The organism is Sphingomonas sp. Root720 (assembly GCF_001428605.1).
Lineage (GTDB): Bacteria > Pseudomonadota > Alphaproteobacteria > Sphingomonadales > Sphingomonadaceae > Rhizorhabdus.
Genome location: NZ_LMID01000014.1, coordinates 36,139 through 50,912, shown reverse-complemented (window position 1 = coordinate 50,912; position 14,774 = coordinate 36,139). Strand labels below are relative to the sequence as shown.

Here is a 14,774-nt window from a genome sequence, read left to right as displayed (position 1 = left end):
GGTGCGCCTGCATCTGTTCACTTGAACAGAAAAGGGGTGAGGAACAACGGCTTCACCAAATCATAAAATGGCGAATTATCAATGAGATAATGGGGCGATCGACGGGGATTGAACCCGCAACCTCCGGTACCACAAACCGGCGCTCTAACCAATTGAGCTACGATCGCCACAGACGCCGCTTGGCGTCGCGATGGCGCTCCATAGGGAAACGGCCCGTGCGACGCAAGCGGGCATCATTGTCTACTAACTCTACTCTTTCATTATTATATGGTTTGCCTACACCAGCGTAAGCTCCTTAAAGGCCGATCCGTGCTTTCCCAACGAACCCGATATGCGATCCGCGCACTGCTTCATCTCGCCGACCATCATGGGCAGGGGCCGATCCAGCTTGCCGAGATCGCGGAGCGGCAGAATATCCCGGCCAAGTTCCTGACGGTGATCCTGTCGGAGATGAAGCGCGCCGGCTTCGTGGAGACGATGCGCGGCAAGGAAGGCGGCTACTGGCTGGCGCGTGCGCCGACCGAGATCACCTATGGCGACATCGTCCGCGCCACCCGGGGATCGCTGGCGCTGGTGCCCTGCGCCGCGCGGCTCGCCTATGCGCCTTGCGATCATTGCATCGACGAGGCAGAATGCCGCCTGCGCGGCGTAATGCTCTCGGTGCGCGACGAGACGGCGAAAATTCTCGACCAGCTGTCCTTGGCGGAATCGATTCCGCAGTAGCTTTGCCGTGGCGCGACGGCGCCGCAACAATCCCCGTTTTCGGCGGCCCGCACGGCGGTTAATCAGCGCTGAACGGTTGCGGCGAACCGTGGCCGAGCCGCGCTTAAGCCTTCGATTCATGTCGATTTTCCGTTGACGCTACCCTCATCAACGTTATGTCAGCGAGAGGAACGGCGTTCGAGCCGGGCCGATAATATGCTTTGGGAGCTGCTCGAATGAAGAAGCTGAGCCTCGTTTTCGTCGCTGCCGGCCTGTTGGCCCTGGCCGCCTGCAACAAGCAAACCCCGGCTGAGAACGCCGCCGACAACGCCGCTGCGGCCCTGGACAACCAGGCCGAGGCGCTTGAGAACGCGGCCGACTACGCCACCAACGAAGCGACCGAGAGCGCGCTCGAGAACGCCGCCGATGCGGCCGAGAACGCTTCCGACGCGGTCAAGGATTCGAAGTAATCGCCTGGCTCCCTACGGAGCCACGATTGCCGAACGAGATGGGCGTCCCTTCGGGGGCGCCCATTTTCGTTACGCCTTATTGTCTGGCCTCAAGCGCCGGCGGTCACATCCGTGACCTTCTATCCTCGCATAAGCTCGGGCGCGCGTTCGCGCTTGCGGAGCCCTGACGGGCTCCGGCGCAAACGATAGCGAACCGCCCTACCCGTTCACGATGGTTCCGCCGTTCGGGTGGAGAACCTGGCCCGACATGTAACTCGAATCCTCGCAGGCCAGGAACAGGAAGGACGGCGCGACCTCGTTGGGCTGGCCGGGACGACCCATCGGCGTGCTCTCCCCGAAATGCTCCAGCTTCTCCTTGCTGGCGCCGCCGGACGGATTGAGCGGGGTCCAGATCGGCCCGGGCGCCACCGCGTTGACCCTGACCCCCTCGCCCACCAGATTTTCGGACAGCGACCGCGTGAACGCCGTGATCGCGCCCTTGGTGCTCGAATAGTCGAGCAGTTCCTTGCTGCCCTGATACATCGTCACCGACGTGCAATTGACGATCGCGGCCCCTTTGCGGAGATGCGGCCGTGCCGCCTGGGTCAGGAAGAACATCCCGAAGATGTTGGTCTGGAAGGTGCGGCGCAGCTGCTCCTCGCTGATGTCGGTGATGTCCTTGTCGGGATGCTGCTCGCCAGCGTTGTTGACCAGGATGTCGAGCCGCCCGAGCTTGTCGATCACCTCCGCCACGGCGCGGTCGCAGAAGTCCTTGTCCCCGACGTCGCCCGCGATGGCGATCGCCTTGCGGCCTTCGCGGCCGACGATCTCCGCGGTCTTGGCGGCATCGTCGTGCTCGCACAGATAGAGGATGGCGACGTCGGCGCCCTCGCGCGCATACAGCGCGGCGACGGCACGGCCGATGCCGCTGTCGGCGCCGGTGATCAGCGCCACCTTGCCGTCCAGCCGTCCCGAACCGGGATAGCGCGGCGCCCATTCCGGCTTGGGCTCGAGGGTGCTTTCGTGGCCCGGGAGCCCGTCCTCGTGGATCATCGGCTGCTGCTGGTCGGTCATGGCTGTCTCCTTTCGCACTCCAACGAAAGGAGGCTCCGCCGGTTCAGTCCGTTGCGGGGTCGATCCGGGTCGTCAGGCGGTCGCTCACCACCGTCATCGTGAAGATGGGATCGGCGTCGGGCGGCACCTCACACACCGCGTCGACGAAGGCTTCGCGGGTCTCGGGGTCCTCATAGGTCATCTTGTGGTCGAAGGCGTAGCGCCAGGTCGCCTCGTCGGGCCATTCGGCATAGCCGACGAAGCGGCCGTCGGCGTCACGGTGGAGCCGCGACCCGTAGCTGCCGTAGATTTCCCGGATCAATTCGGTCCCGCGCGTCCAGGCGCGGATGAACTGCTCCTCCTTGCCGGGATGAACCCGCCACCAATAGACCGCGACGAACATCGACTCCTTCTCCCCCTTCGCCCGCCTCACCGCGTGACGATCTATAGCAGCCGCTACACAATCCCGCGCCTCACAGGTCGGGCAACCGCTGGTCCGCCACGCCCCAACCCTTCAGCGCCTTCGACGATGCTCGCTCGAGCAGCGCGTCCGCATCCATGATCGTGAAGGCGCTCGCCTTGTCGAAACCGTCGAGCTCGTCCCAGCTCACCGGCGCCGCGACCGGGGCGTTCTCCCGCGCCCGGGCGCCATAGGGCACTACCGCCGTCGCACCGCGCTGGTTGCGCAGATAGTCGATGAAGATCCGGCCGACCCGCTTGGCCTTGGCCATGGTCGCGACGAAGCGGTCGGGCTCGGCCTGGGCCATCGCCTCGGCGAAGCGGTGCGAGAAATCCTTGACGGCGGGCCATTCGGCCTCGGGGCGCAGCGGCACGACGACGTGGACGCCCTTGCCCCCCGACAGCATCGGAAAGCTGGTCAGTCCGATGTCGGACAGCAGGCCGCGTATCTCCTTCGCCGCCTTGCGCACGTCGGCGAAATCCAGGCCGACGTCGGGGTCGAGATCGAACACCATCCGGTCGGGCTTCTCGACCTGCTCGACTCGCGAGCCCCAGCCGTGGAACTCGATCGTACCCATCTGGACGCAGGCGAGGATTCCGGCGACGTCGTCGACATAGAGATAGTCCTCTGTCTTGCCGTCCTTCTCCATGATCGGGACGTGATGGACATGGTCGCCGAAGCTGCCCGAATCATGCTTCTGGAAGAAGCATTGCTTGGCCCGGCCCTGCGGGCAGCGGACCAGGCTCACCGGGCGATGCGCCAGCCAGGGCAGGATGATCGGCCCCACCGCCTGATAATAGCGGGCAAGGTCGCCCTTGGTCGCCTTCGACTCGGGGAAGATCACCCGGTCGGGATTGCTGATGCTCACCGGCGCCTCCTCGGGCGCCGCAACCTCTTCGACCGGCATCGGCTTCTCCGGCCGCACATCGGCGGCCTTCTTGTCGGATCGCAGGCCGATGAAGCTTGCCTGCCGCAATATACCCTCATGGGTGAACTCCGCAAAACCGATCTCGGCGACCAGGTCGGGGCGAAGCCATGACGCGCCCCTCGCCTCGGCCCGGGGGACGTCGGCGGGCGGCGTCTTCCGGGCGCGGGCGGCGAACTTGCCGGCCAGCATCTCCATCGTGTCGCGGTCGAAACCCGTGCCGACCTTGCCCGCATAGACCAGCCCGTCCTCGCCCTGCTGCGCCAACAGGAGCGCACGGAAGGGGCGCCCTGCCGACTCGCTCCGGCTCCAGCCGATGATGACGAACTCCTGTCGCCGGGTGCATTTGACCTTCAGCCAATTGGACGTCCGCCCGCCGCGATAGCGGGCGTCGGCGCGCTTCGAGATGATCCCCTCCTGCCCGGCCCCGCACATCGCGTCGAACAGCTTCTCGCCGGCGCCGACGACATGATCGGCATAGTGGATCATGGGGTGGCTGGCGGGAAGCAGCCCCGCGAGCCGCGCCTTGCGCTCGACCGTGCCCAGGCCGGTCAGGTCGCGGCCATCGAGCGAAAGCAGGTCGAAGGCGAACAGCTCGAAGCCGCCGCCCTCGCCCTTGATCGCCTTCTGCAGCGCCGAGAAGCTGGGATTGCCATGGCTGTCGGGGCTGACGATCTCGCCGTCGATCAGCGCCGAGGGCAGGTCCAGCGCGGCGACGGCCTCCGCGACCGGCGCGAATTTGTCGGTCCAGTCGAGCCCGCTGCGGGTGAAGATCTTCACCTTGTCCCCGGCGGCCGCGACGAGCGCGCGATAGCCGTCGAACTTGATCTCGTGGATCCACTGGCTACCGGTCGGCACATGGTCGACCAGCGTCGCCAGCTGGGGGGGCCGGAACGAAGCGAGCTTCGCCGACGCCGACCTGGCGGGCTTGCGGGCACCGCCGGAGCGGCGGGCCATTGTCTCGCTATGCTCGTCGGCCTTGGCCATGATCGCGTCGAACGCCTTGCCGCGCTTGCCTTTCAGGCTGGACCTCCCCCCCTTGTCGGCGGCGATCTCGGCCATCGTCCGGCCGGTCTTCACGCTGGTAAGCTCGCGCGCGACCAGATCCTCGCTGCCCCCCGCCTCGGCATCGTCGATCTTGCGGAGCAGCCAGTTCTCCCGCTTCTCGCCGGGCCGGTCCTTGATCCGGACCAGCAGCCATTCGCCCTTCATCCGCTCGCCGTCGAGCGTGAAGTGAAGATGCCCCTCGTCGATATCCCGCTCGCTCTTGCCTTCGATCGGCGCCCAGGTCCCCTCGTCCCACAGCATCACCGTACCGCCGCCATATTCGCCTTCGGGGATCGTCCCTTCGAAGGACGCATAGGACACCGGATGATCCTCGGTGCGCACCGCCAGCCGCTTGTCGTCGGGATCGAGGCTCGGGCCGCGCGTCACCGCCCAGCTCTTGAGCACCCCGTCCATCTCCAGCCGGAAATCATAATGGAGCCGGGTCGCGTCGTGCTTCTGGACGATGAAGCGGTGGCGGCCCTGCTTTCCGAGCTTGCCGGCCGGCTCGCGCGTCTTCTTGAAGTCGCGCTTGCGGTTATAGTCCTCCAGCCCGGCCATCGGTCAGGCCCGCTTGCGTGCGGCCGGCTTTTCCGCCGCGGCCTTCGCCGGCGCCTTGCGGGCCGCCGGTTTCTTGGCGGCCGGCTTCGACGGCCCGTCGCCGCCGACCGATTTCTTGAGGGCGGCCATCAGGTCGATGACATTGCCCTTGCGGCCGGGGCCATCCTCGACTTCCTCTATGATCTTCTTGCCCTTGGTCTTCTTCTTCTTCTCGATCAGATTCTTCAGTGCATCGACATAGCGGTCGTGAAACTCGCTCGGGTCGAACTTCGCCGTCTTCTTCTCGATCAGCGTCTCGGCAAGGTCGAGAAGGTCGTCGTCCGGCTTGGTATCGGGAATGTCGCGGAAATAGCTCTGCGCCTTGCGTACCTCGTCGGCATAGCGCAGCGTCTCGAGGACGATGCCGCGACCGCAGGGCTTGAGGCTGACGACATATTCGCGCCCGCGCATCGCCAATTGGCCGAGCCCGACCTTCCTGGTCCGCCGCAGTGCCTCCCGCAGCACGATGAACGCCTCTTCGGCCAGCTCGTCGGCGGGGACGACATAATAGGGCTTCTCGAAATAGAGCACGTCGATCTCATGGGCATCGACGAACTGGATCAGATCAAGCGTCCGCTTGCTCTCCAGCTTGACCGCGTCGATCTCATCCTGTTCGAGGAGAACGTAATTGCCCTTCGAGACCTCATAGCCCTTGACGATATCGTCGGCGTCGACCGCGCCGATCCCCGGCGCGACCTTCTCATATTTGATCCGCTTGCCCGAAGGTTCGTGGATCTGGTGAAACGCGATCTGGGCAGTGCTGCTGGTCGCGTTGTAGATCTCGACGGGGATCGAAACGAGCGCAAGGCGGATCTGTCCCTGCCAATAGGCGCGCGCGGCCATGATGATTCCTCCTGCGGAACGGTGTGGCCGATTCAAACCCCCAGCGGCGCGAACGTTCCTTTCGACGACCGTCGAAAGACTCCGTTTACCATATGGCGGTAGACCGGTCCGAATGGAGATGGTTCCCGTGGGCAAGGATGGTCTCGAGCTGGAAGCCGCAGTCGGCGAGATCGCGCGCGGCTGCGGCAGCTTTGCCATCGAATGCAGCGACGTGGGCGGCAGGGTCGTCGAGGTCGGCGCCAAGATCGTCGCCCAGGCCAGTCTGCTCGATCAGCTGCGCGAGGCCGCGACGGGCCTGCGCGCCGAGCAGGAGCAGGTTACCGAAGCCGCCGCCGATGCCCGCGAATATGCGACCCAGGCGCGCGGCCACCTCGAAGCGTCGAAGCCCGTCGTCGACGGCGCCATCGAGACCTTCGCCGGCCTTACCGAACTGGTCCTCCGCCTCGGCAAGCGCATGGACAATCTGGAGGAGGCGCTGCGCGAGGTCCAGGCGGTGGCGCTGACGATCGACCAGATCGGCCGCCAGACCAACCTGCTCGCGCTCAACGCCACGCTCGAGGCCGCCCGCGCCGGCGAGGCGGGCCGCGGCTTCGCGGTCGTCGCCGGCGAGGTGAAGAAGCTGGCTTCGGACACGCGCAGCGCGACCGAGCGGATCGCCCGCACGATCGAGCGGCTGACCGAGGAGGCGCGCGGCATCGGCGACGAGATCGATGCCGGCGTAGCGAGCGGCGGCGAGGCGCACGCGCGAACCGCCGAATTGGCCAACGTGCTGGGCGAGACGCTCGTCTTCGTCGACGCGCTCGACACCCGTTCGAGCAACATCGCCGAAGGATCGCTGGCAATCCGCCGCAACGTCCAGGATTTCGAGATGGGCCTGACCAGCCTGTCGAGCGAGGCGCAGGCCAACAGCCAGGCGTTGACCGAAGCCAGGGACCGGCTGGGCGACCTGGAACGGGTTTCCAACGGCCTGCTCAACCTGGTGTCGAGCACGGGCGTCCGCACCGCCGACACGCCCTTCATCGACACTGCGCGACGGCTGATGCTCGATATCCGTCTGGTCGCCGAAGCGGCGATCGACGACGAGCGCCTGTCGATCGAGGACCTGTTCGACCGAACCTACGTCCCGATCGCGGGCAGCGATCCGGAACAGTTCACGACCCGCTTCGTCGCCTTCGCCGATGCGCATGTCCGCCCGCTGCTCGACCGCGTCGTCGAGGGCGACGACCGGGTGCTGGCCACCGCCATGGTCGACGCCAACGGCTTCCTCCCGACCCATATCTCCAGCCGCTCGCTGCCGCAGGGACCCGATCCGTTGTGGAACGCCGAACATTGCCGCAACCGCCGCTTCTTCATGGACGAACAGACCGCGCTCAACCTGAAGAGCGAAGCGCCGTTCATCGTCGAGACCTATCGCCAGGACCTGGGCGGCGGCCGATACCGGCCGGTGAAGAGCATCTGCCTGCCCCTCCATGTGAAGGGCCGCCGCTGGGGCAATGTCGAATTCGCCTATCTGGATTGAGCCCCCGGGCCTGAGCCAGGCTCGACAGTTTCGAGCCGGAGACGGACCCCACCGCATTCTGTTGCGTTGCCTCTCCCGAAGGAGAGACAATATGGCCCTGACGACGGTCCGCCGCGACCTCGTATCGCGCCCCCTGTTCGACCTGGCCGGCAAGGCTATGCCACCCTTGTCGCCGACCGAGAGCGAGGCGATCGACGCTGGCGACGCGTGGCTCGACGCGACGATCTTCACCGGCGATCCCGACTGGTCCCAGCTGCTCGCGGTACCGCCGGCACGGCTGAGCGCGGAGGAGCGCGCCTTCCTCGACGGGCCGGTCGAGACCTTCTGCGCGATGATCGACGACTGGAAGATCAGCTGGGAAAGCCGCGATCTGCCGCCCGAGGCATGGGATTTCCTCAAGCGCGAGGGCTTTTTCGGGATGATCATCCCGAAGCGCCATGGTGGCCTCGGCTTCTCGGCCTATGGCCATAGCGAAGTCGTCCGCAAGATCGCCTCGCGATCGGCCGCGGCGGCGGTGACGGCGATGGTCCCGAACTCGTTGGGGCCGGGCGAGCTGATCCTGTCCTTCGGCACCGACGAACAGCGCGACCACTGGCTGCCGCGCCTCGCCGACGGCCGCGAGATACCCTGCTTCGGCCTGACCAGCGCCGATGCCGGATCGGACGCCGCGGCGATGACCGACGAGGGCGTGGTCTGCCGGGGACAGTGGGACGGCCGCGACGTGCTCGGCATCCGCCTCAGCTGGAGCAAGCGCTACATCACCCTCGCCCCGGTCGCGACGGTGCTGGGGCTCGCCTTCAAGCTGCGCGATCCCGACCATCTGCTCGGCGACGAGGAGGAGATCGGCATCACCGTCGCGCTGGTCCCGACCGACCTGCCCGGCGTCACCATCGGCCGCCGCCACCTCCCGTCGATGCAACCCTTCCAGAACGGCCCGACCAGCGGCGAGGACGTGTTCGTGCCGATCGACCACGTCATCGGCGGCGCCGAACGGGTCGGTCAGGGCTGGAAGATGCTTATGAGCGCGCTGGCCGCCGGGCGCGGCATCTCGCTGCCGTCGCTGTCGGCCGCGTCGGCCGCCTTCGCCGCCCACACCACCGGCGCCTATGCCCGCATCCGCGCCCAGTTCGGCCTGCCGATCGGCCAGTTCGAGGGCATACAGGAGCGGCTCGCCCGCGTCGCCGGCAACGCCTATCTGCTCGACGGCGCGCGGCGGCTGACCTGCGCGGGGCTCGACCAGGGCCACCACCCGGCGGTGATCGCGTCGATCATGAAGCTTCACGCGACCGAACGTATGCGGATCGTCGTCAACGACGCGATGGACGTTCATGGCGGCAAGGCGATCATCGAGGGACCGCGCAACTATCTCGCCAGTCTCTACCGCGCGGTACCGGTGGGCATCACCGTCGAGGGCGCCAATATCCTGACCCGCAGCCTGATGGTGTTCGGCCAGGGCGCGATCCGTGCGCATCCCTATCTGCTCGACGAGATCCGGGCGTTGGGCAACCCCGATCCGCAGCAGGCGCTGGTCCAGTTCGACGACAAATTCTGGCGCCATGTCGGGCACTTCGTCCGCACCGCGCTGCGCGCCTCCTTCAGGAGCTGGACCGGCGGCCTGTTCGCGCCGGCCCCGCGCGGGACCGGTCGGGCGCGACGTTTCTACCGGCAGCTGTCGCGCTATTCGGCCGCTTTCGCGCTGACCTCGGACATCGCCTTCCTGACCCTGGGCGGCGAACTCAAGCGGCGCGAACTGCTGTCGGCGCGGCTCGGCGACATATTGTCCGAGCTGTACCTCGCCGCCGCCGCGCTCAAGCGCTGGCAGGACGAGGGCAGGCAGGCCGCCGACTGGCCGCTGCTCCACTATTGCATGGAAACGAGCTTCCAGACGATCGAGCAGCGCTTCGACGAGATCCTCGCCAACCTGCCCTATCCGCCGGTGCGGCGGATGCTGCGCTTCTTCATCATGCCGTTCGGCCGGCGGCGGCGCGGGCCGTCCGACCGGCTGATCCGGCAGGTCGCCGGGCTGCTGCTGAAACCGTCGGCGACCCGCGACAGGCTGACCGACGGCATCTATATCGGCAGCGACGAGGAACCGGTCGGCCAGCTCGGCCGCGCCTTCCGGCTGGTCAACGAGGTCCAGCCGATCCACGACAGGCTGCGCAAGGCCGGCCACAAGGATTGGCGCAAGGCGCGCCTCGAGGGGCTGGTCGACGACCGGCAGGCCGCCGCGCTCGCCGCCGCCGAAGCGGCCGTCGCCACCGTCATCGCGGTCGACGACTTCGCGCCCGAAGAACTGGCCCATCGGCGCGGCGATCCCGCCTATCGGGAGGCGGCCGAGTAGGGCGTGCCTTGCAAATCCTCGCCTTCATTCCTATGATTGGTATATATCAAAATCGTTCATAGGAATGGAAATTGGCCACCGTTCACCCCGTTGGCGCCGCTGCCGATCAGGGGCGGGTACTGTCCGAAGCGATCGTGCGGATCGCGGGCTGCTGGAAGCTGACCAACGAGCAGCTCGGCGCAATCCTGGGCCTCTCCCCGGCGACGGCCTCCCGCCTGCGATCGGGCAGCTTCCAGCTCGAACGATCGAGCAAGCCGTTCGAGCTCGGCCAATATCTCGTCCGCCTGTTCCGCAGCCTCGACGCGTTGATGGGCAGCGACGACGGAGCATCGATCTCCTGGCTCAGGACCGCGAACCTCGATCTCGACGGCCGCCCGATCGAGCTCATCCGGACGGTGCGGGGGCTGAGCGACGTGGCGGACTATGTCGACGACCATCGCGCCCAGATCTGACGCCCGGCCGCGCGCGGGGGATTTCAGAGCCTATGGCGGGACGCTGTGGCGGCTGGTCGAGGCGCAACACCGCATCTCGACCAACCGGCTCGCGGCGAACGCGGACGACCAGACCCTGCTCGAGCAGCTGGTCGAGGAGGTGAAGCCGCCGCTTCCGCCCGCCGCGCGCGGGCTTCACTATCTGCTGGCGACGCCGTTTCGCTATGGCCACGGCAAGGCGTCGCGCTTCCGCAGGGCAGGCGAACGCCCCGGCATCTTCTATGCCGCCGAGCATGTCGCCACCGCGGTCGCCGAGACTGCCTATTGGCGGTTGCTGTTCTTCTCGCGCTCCCCCGGGTTCCGACCGCCGACGACCATCGTCGAACATTCCGCCTTCACCGTGCCGGTCCGGGTCGAGCGCCTCCTCGACCTGTCCGAAGCGCCCTATTCGGCGCGCGCCGCCGCCTGGGGCGATCCGGAGGATTATTCCGCCTGCCAGGATTTCGCCCGGGCGGCGCGGCGCATAGCGGCCCAGGCGATCCGCTACACCTCCATCCGCGACCCCGCCCACCGCGCGAACGTCGCGCTGCTCGATCCCGCGGCGTTCGCGAAGGCGGTCCCGGATATCCGCCAGACCTGGCATTTCCGCCACGAAGGCGGCCGCATGACCGCCTACGCCGCCTTCCCTTCCGACGAACGCCACAGCTTCAGCTACGAGCAGTTCGGACTGCCGGCGGCGGAATAGAGGCGGCGGCGTAGCGGCGCCGGGCGTCAGAACGCGGCGATGTCGGTGATCGCCCGCCCGAGGATCAGCGCATGGACGTCGTGCGCGCCCTCATAGGTATTCACCGTCTCCAGGTTCACCATGTGGCGGATGACCTGATACTCCTCCGAGATGCCGTTGCCGCCGTGCATGTCCCGCGACTGCCGGGCGATATCGAGCGCCTTGCCGACATTGTTGCGCTTGACGATCGAGACCATCTCGGGTGCGAAGCGGCCCTCGTCCATCAGGCGGCCGACGCGCAACGACGCCTGCAGGCCGAGCGCGATGTCGCTCATCATATCGGCCAGCTTCTTCTGGTAGAGCTGCGTCGCCGCCAGCGGACGGCCGAACTGCTTGCGGTCGAGGCCATATTGGCGCGCGGCGTGGAAGCAGAACTCGGCGGCGCCGAGCGCCCCCCAGCTGATCCCGTAACGCGCGCGGTTGAGGCAGCCGAACGGCCCCTTCAGGCCCTGCACGTTCGGGAGCAGCGCGTCCTCGCCCACCTCGACATCGTCGAGGTTGATCATGCCGGTGATCGAGGCGCGCAAGCTCAGCTTGCCCTCGATCTTCGGCGCGGACAGCCCCTTCATGCCCTTTTCGAGGACGAAGCCGCGGATCTGGCCGTCATGCGCGTCCGACTTCGCCCAGACGACGAAGACGTCGGCGATCGGCGCGTTGGAGATCCAGGTCTTGTTGCCGGTCAGGCGATAGCCGTCGGGCGTCTTGACCGCGCGGGTGCGCATGCCGCCCGGGTCGGAGCCGGCGTCGGGCTCGGTCAGGCCGAAGCAGCCGATCCATTCGCCCGAGGCGAGCTTCGGCAGATATTTCCGCTTCTGCTCGTCTGAACCGAAGGCATAGATCGGGTACATGACGAGGCTCGACTGCACCGACATCATCGAACGATAGCCCGAGTCGACGCGCTCGACTTCACGTGCGACCAAGCCATAGGCGACATAGGAGGCGCCGGCGCCGCCATATTCGTCGGGCACGGTCACGCCCAACAGGCCCTGCGCACCCATTTCGCGGAAGATCTCCGGATCGGTATATTCCTTCGCAAAGGCCTCGATCACGCGCGGCTGGAGCTTTTCCTGCGCATAGGCCTGGGCCGCGTCGCGGATCATCCGCTCGTCGTCGGTCAGCTGGTCGTCGAGCAGGAAGGGGTCGACCCAGTCGAAACGGCTCATCTGGCTCATCATGCTATCCTTGAAATATCGGCCTTGAAGGGAAGGGCTGTCGCTGCGTAGCCCGAAATGGGGTCAGTCGGGAATAACGGCTGTGGTCTCGATCTCGATCAGCGCCTCGTCCTCCATCAGCGCCACCACCTGGACGACCGCCATGGTCGGGAAGACCTTGCCCATGATCTCGCGATAGATCTCGCCGATGCGACGCACCTCGCGAAGATAAGCCTGCTTGTCGGTAACGTACCATGTCATCCGCACCACATGCTCGGGCCCGGCGCCCGCCTCGGCCAGCAATGTGACGAGGCTGCGCAGGATCTGCTCGAACTGGCCGGGCAGGTCCTTGGCGACGAATTTCTCTTCCGCGTTCCAGCCGATCAGGCCGGCGACATAGATCGATCGCCCGCGCACCTCGATCGCGTTGGCATAGCCCTTCGGTCGCGGCCAACCCTCGGGTTGCAATATCCTCATGCCTTCGCTCCCTGCGCTTCGGCGATCGCCGCCCGCGCTATGACAACCTTCTGAACCTCGCTCGCGCCCTCATAGATGCGCAGCGCCCGTATCTCGCGGTAAAGCCGCTCGACCATGTTGCCGCTGACCACGCCGGCGCCGCCGAACAGCTGGACCGCCTTGTCGATCGTCTGCTGCGCGGTGTCGGTGGCGTAGAGCTTCGCCATCGCCGCCTCGCGCGTCACGCGCGGCTGGCCGCGATCCTTGGCCCATGCGGCGCGGAAGATCAGCAAGGCGCTGGCGTCGTTGCCCAGCGCCATGTCCGCCAGGGCCGCCTGCGACAATTGCAGATCGGACAGCGGCGCGCCGAACAACGTGCGCGAGGTGGCGCGGCCGAGCGCCTCGTCGGTGGCGCGGCGGGCGAAGCCCAGCGCGGCCGCGCCGACCGTGGAGCGGAACACGTCCAGCGTCGCCATCGCGATCTTGAAGCCGTCGCCCGCCTTGCCGATCAGATGGTCGTCGGGGACGAAGCAATCGTCGAAGCGGATCGTGGCCAGCGGGTGCGGCGCGATCACGTCGATCTTCTCGACCACCGAGAAGCCCTTGGTCGCGGTCGGCAGGACGAAGGCGGAAAGGCCCCGCGCGCCCGGCGCCTCGCCACTGCGCGCGAAGACCGTCAGCAGGTCGGCGATCGTCCCGTTGGAGATCCAGGTCTTCTCGCCATTGATGCGCCAGCCGCCGGGCACGCGCTCGGCCGTGGTCGCCATCGCGGCGACATCGGACCCCGCCTCCTGCTCCGACAGAGCGAAGCCGGAGATCATCTCGCCCGTCGCGACCTTGGGAAGATAAGCCTGGCGCACGGCCTCGCTGCCGAACAGCGAGATCGCGCCGGTGCCAAGTCCCTGCATCGCGAAGGCGAAGTCGGCGAGCCCGGCATGATAGCCTAATACCATGCGCGTCAGGCACAGCGTGCGGACGCCGAGCGCCGCAGAGGCGCCGCCATAGGCGGCCGGCACCGCGTGACGCAGCCATCCGCCCTCGCCCAGCAGACGGACGAGCCGCCGGCAATCGGCGTCGACATCGCCGCTCTCGGCATGGAGCGTGCCGTCATTGGCCGCGCACCAGTCGGCCAGTGCGGCGAAATGCGCGCGATGCCCGTCCGCGAAGAAGGGCCAGTCGATGAAGCTCGTATCGGCCATGTCAGTCCCCCTCGAACACCGGCTTCCGCTTGGCGACGAAGGCGTGATAGGCTCGCTCGAAGTCGCGGGTCTGCATGCAGATCGCCTGCGCCTGCGCCTCGGCCTCGATCGCCGTCTCGATCGGCATCGCCCATTCCATGTCGAGCTGGTTCTTGGTCATGCCGTGCGCGAAGGTCGGCCCGTTGGCGAGCATCGCCGCATAGGCCGCGGCCTCGCCATGCACCGCGTCGGCCGCGACGATCCGGTTGAAGAAACCCCAGCGCTCGCCCTCCTCGGCCGAGAAGGACCGCCCGCTGAACAGCAGGTCGGCGGCGCGGCCATGGCCGATGATGCGGGGCAGGATCGCGCAGGCGCCCATGTCCGCCCCGGCCAGCCCGACGCGCGTGAACAGGAACGCCGTCTTGGCCTCCGGGCTGGCGAAGCGGATGTCGGACGCCATCGCCAGGATCGCGCCCGCCCCCGCGCACACGCCGTCGACCGCAGCGACGATCGGCTGCGGGCAGTTGCGCATCGCCTTGACGAGATCGCCGGTCATGCGGGTGAAGGCCAGCAGCTCGGGCATCGCCATGTCGGTCAGCGGGCCGATGATCTCGTGCACGTCGCCGCCCGAGCAAAAATTGCCGCCGGCACCGGCGATGACCACCGCCTTGACCTCGGGGGCATAGACGAGGTCGCGGAACATGTCGCGCAGCTCGGCATAGGATTCGAAGGTCAGCGGGTTCTTCCGCTCGGGGCGGTTGAGCGTGACGGTCGCGACCTTGCCGGCGAAGGCGAAGGCGAAATGGCGCGGCTCGTAAGCCTTGGGATCGAACATCGG

Annotated in this window: 14 protein-coding genes and 1 tRNA gene; 6 read left to right on the top strand and 9 right to left on the bottom strand. The window is 67.0% G+C overall.

Annotation, left to right across the window (positions count from 1 at the left end; translation table 11 throughout):
* Positions 1-90: 90 nt before the first annotated feature.
* Positions 91-167 (bottom strand) — tRNA-His (locus ASE22_RS21060).
* Positions 168-309: 142 nt separating this feature from the next.
* Between ASE22_RS21060 and ASE22_RS21055 the strand changes: the two genes are divergently transcribed.
* Together ASE22_RS21055 and ASE22_RS21050 are read left to right on the top strand one after the other, a co-directional pair.
* The gene (locus ASE22_RS21055; protein ID WP_056364298.1) at positions 310-723 is read left to right on the top strand and encodes an RrF2 family transcriptional regulator; all 414 of its coding nucleotides are present in this window, start codon (positions 310-312) and stop codon (positions 721-723) included.
* Between the two features lie 215 nt (positions 724-938).
* Positions 939-1,172, top strand: coding sequence for a hypothetical protein (locus ASE22_RS21050; RefSeq protein WP_056364296.1), 234 nt, complete (start codon positions 939-941; stop codon positions 1,170-1,172).
* Between the two features lie 198 nt (positions 1,173-1,370).
* On the opposite strand, the gene ASE22_RS21045 is transcribed toward ASE22_RS21050, so the two are convergent.
* From ASE22_RS21045 to ku, 4 genes are all read right to left on the bottom strand, one after another.
* Positions 1,371-2,225 carry an SDR family oxidoreductase gene (locus ASE22_RS21045; protein ID WP_056364294.1) on the bottom strand — a complete coding sequence of 285 codons (855 nt, stop codon included), beginning with the start codon at positions 2,223-2,225 and terminating at the stop codon, positions 1,371-1,373.
* Between the two features lie 43 nt (positions 2,226-2,268).
* The gene (locus ASE22_RS21040; RefSeq protein ID WP_056364670.1) at positions 2,269-2,607 is read right to left on the bottom strand and encodes an antibiotic biosynthesis monooxygenase family protein; all 339 of its coding nucleotides are present in this window, start codon (positions 2,605-2,607) and stop codon (positions 2,269-2,271) included.
* 70 nt (positions 2,608-2,677) lie between these two features.
* Complete coding sequence (gene ligD, locus ASE22_RS21035) at positions 2,678-5,194, bottom strand: DNA ligase D (protein WP_056364292.1); 2,517 nt, start codon at positions 5,192-5,194, stop codon at positions 2,678-2,680.
* A 3-nt stretch (positions 5,195-5,197) separates the two neighbouring features.
* Positions 5,198-6,076: a non-homologous end joining protein Ku gene (gene ku, locus ASE22_RS21030; protein ID WP_056364290.1), complete on the bottom strand. Its 879-nt coding sequence runs from the start codon at positions 6,074-6,076 to the stop codon at positions 5,198-5,200.
* 112 nt (positions 6,077-6,188) lie between these two features.
* Here ku and ASE22_RS21025 point away from each other — a divergent pair, with 112 nt between their 5' ends.
* The 4 genes from ASE22_RS21025 to ASE22_RS21010 all read left to right on the top strand — a co-directional run bounded on the left by ASE22_RS21025 (position 6,189) and on the right by ASE22_RS21010 (position 11,112).
* Positions 6,189-7,595: a methyl-accepting chemotaxis protein gene (locus ASE22_RS21025; RefSeq protein ID WP_056364288.1), complete on the top strand. Its 1,407-nt coding sequence runs from the start codon at positions 6,189-6,191 to the stop codon at positions 7,593-7,595.
* Positions 7,596-7,686: 91 nt separating this feature from the next.
* A complete protein-coding gene (locus ASE22_RS21020; RefSeq protein WP_056364286.1) occupies positions 7,687-9,936 on the top strand; it encodes an acyl-CoA dehydrogenase in 2,250 nt (749 codons plus the stop codon).
* 71 nt (positions 9,937-10,007) lie between these two features.
* Complete coding sequence (locus ASE22_RS21015) at positions 10,008-10,388, top strand: MbcA/ParS/Xre antitoxin family protein (protein WP_056364283.1); 381 nt, start codon at positions 10,008-10,010, stop codon at positions 10,386-10,388.
* Positions 10,360-11,112: an RES family NAD+ phosphorylase gene (locus tag ASE22_RS21010; protein ID WP_056364281.1), complete on the top strand. Its 753-nt coding sequence runs from the start codon at positions 10,360-10,362 to the stop codon at positions 11,110-11,112. Before ASE22_RS21015 ends, ASE22_RS21010 begins: the two co-directional genes overlap by 29 nt.
* A gap of 26 nt (positions 11,113-11,138) precedes the next feature.
* On the opposite strand, the gene ASE22_RS21005 is transcribed toward ASE22_RS21010, so the two are convergent.
* The 4 genes from ASE22_RS21005 to ASE22_RS20990 all read right to left on the bottom strand — a co-directional run bounded on the left by ASE22_RS21005 (position 11,139) and on the right by ASE22_RS20990 (position 14,771).
* Positions 11,139-12,323: an acyl-CoA dehydrogenase gene (locus ASE22_RS21005; protein ID WP_056364668.1), complete on the bottom strand. Its 1,185-nt coding sequence runs from the start codon at positions 12,321-12,323 to the stop codon at positions 11,139-11,141.
* A gap of 63 nt (positions 12,324-12,386) precedes the next feature.
* A complete protein-coding gene (locus ASE22_RS21000) occupies positions 12,387-12,779 on the bottom strand; it encodes a RidA family protein (RefSeq protein ID WP_056364278.1) in 393 nt (130 codons plus the stop codon).
* Positions 12,776-13,957: an acyl-CoA dehydrogenase family protein gene (locus ASE22_RS20995; protein ID WP_056364277.1), complete on the bottom strand. Its 1,182-nt coding sequence runs from the start codon at positions 13,955-13,957 to the stop codon at positions 12,776-12,778. The genes ASE22_RS21000 and ASE22_RS20995 overlap by 4 nt, the downstream gene beginning before the upstream one ends.
* Before the next feature lies 1 nt (position 13,958).
* On the bottom strand, positions 13,959-14,771 hold the full coding sequence (locus tag ASE22_RS20990) for an enoyl-CoA hydratase family protein (protein ID WP_056364666.1): 813 nt from the start codon (positions 14,769-14,771) through the stop codon (positions 13,959-13,961).
* Positions 14,772-14,774: the final 3 nt, after the last annotated feature.